Below are 1358 nucleotides of genomic sequence, written 5' to 3' on the forward strand. Positions count from 1 at the left end.
GGGGCTGCCGCCGGAGTGGCGCCGCGCATCATGGGCATCGGCCCGGTGCCGGCGACGCAAAAACTCTGCGCGCGGCTTGGCCTGACACCAAAACAGTTCGACGTCATCGAGCTCAACGAAGCCTTTGCCTCGCAAGGCATCGCCGTGCTGCGCCAGCTCGGCATTGCCGAGGACGCCGAACACGTCAACCCGAATGGCGGCGCCATCGCGCTCGGCCATCCCTTGGGCATGTCGGGCGCCCGCATATCCGGCACGGCGGCGCTGGAGCTTCGCGAGCGCGGCGGCCGGTATGCGCTTGCCACCATGTGCATCGGCGTCGGCCAGGGCATCGCGATCGCGCTGGAACGGGTCTGATCGGCAAGTCTCTCCGGCTAACTTCGAGAATCCGGTGCGGTTAAATTTGACCACGTGGACAAAAGTCCGGACCCGTTCCATAGTTCCTCGTCTGATTTTTAGAACAGCCGGCTCGACACGGCTGTCGAACAGAGGGGAATACAATGGAAAACCGAAAGAACAGATTTCAATCCGCACGCGAAGGGCTTTCGCGACGCAATGTGCTGGAGTTGGGCGCGCTTGGCCTGGCTGCGGCAATGCTGCCGGGCGCTGCCTTCGGCAAGGACAAGAAACTGAAGGTGGCGGCGATCTTCGCCACGCCGATCGAGGAGCCATGGGACAACCAGATCCATGTCGCCCTGCAGAAAGCCGAGAAGGAACTCGGCATCGAATACAAATGGTCGGAGAAGGTGCAGACCGCCGATTTCAGCCGCGTCATGCGCGAATACGCGCAAGGCGGCTACCAGCTGGTGCTGGGTGATGCCTTCGCCGCCGAGCGTGAATCGCGCCGCACCGCCAAGCAGTTCCCGAAGACCGCCTGGCTGTTCGGCTCCGGTGCCGGGCCGGCGGAACCGAATTTTGGCGTGTTCGACAACTGGATCCACGAGCCCGCCTATCTCTCCGGTATGATCGCCGGCAAGATGTCGAAGTCGGGCACGATCGGCGCCGTCGCGGCGATGGGCATTCCGGAAGTGAACCGGCTGGTCAACGCCTTCTTCGCCGGCGCCAAGGAGGTCAACCCGAACATCAAGAAGAAGGTCGCCTTCATCGGCTCTTTCTTCGATCCGCCCAAGGCCAAGGAAGCGGCGGTCGCGCAGATCGACGCCGGTGTCGACGTCATCTATGCCGAGCGCTTCGGTGTCATCGAAGCGGCGGTCGACAAGAAGATCCTTGCCATCTCCAACATGTCCGACCAATCGAGTCTCGGCCCGGATACGGTCATCACCGGCCCGGTCTGGGACATGTATCCGACGGTCGAACAGGCGATCAAGCTGGTCAAGGCCGGCGTCTTCACCGCCCAGGAC

Annotated in this window: 1 protein-coding gene and 1 pseudogene; both read left to right on the forward strand. The window is 63.0% G+C overall.

What is annotated here, in order from left to right; all coding sequences use genetic code 11:
• Window positions 1-354 (forward strand): annotated as a pseudogene (locus tag ENZ74_RS31870) (3-oxoadipyl-CoA thiolase); the annotation flags it as partial.
• Between the two features lie 143 nt (window positions 355-497).
• Window positions 498-1358: BMP family protein (locus tag ENZ74_RS31875; protein ID WP_164761408.1), on the forward strand; the 861-nt coding region annotated here is incomplete at its 3' end.

The sequence above is a fragment of the Mesorhizobium sp. M7A.F.Ca.CA.002.15.2.1 genome, from assembly GCF_003998715.1.
In the GTDB taxonomy this organism is placed as follows: Bacteria; Pseudomonadota; Alphaproteobacteria; order Rhizobiales; family Rhizobiaceae; genus Mesorhizobium; species Mesorhizobium ciceri.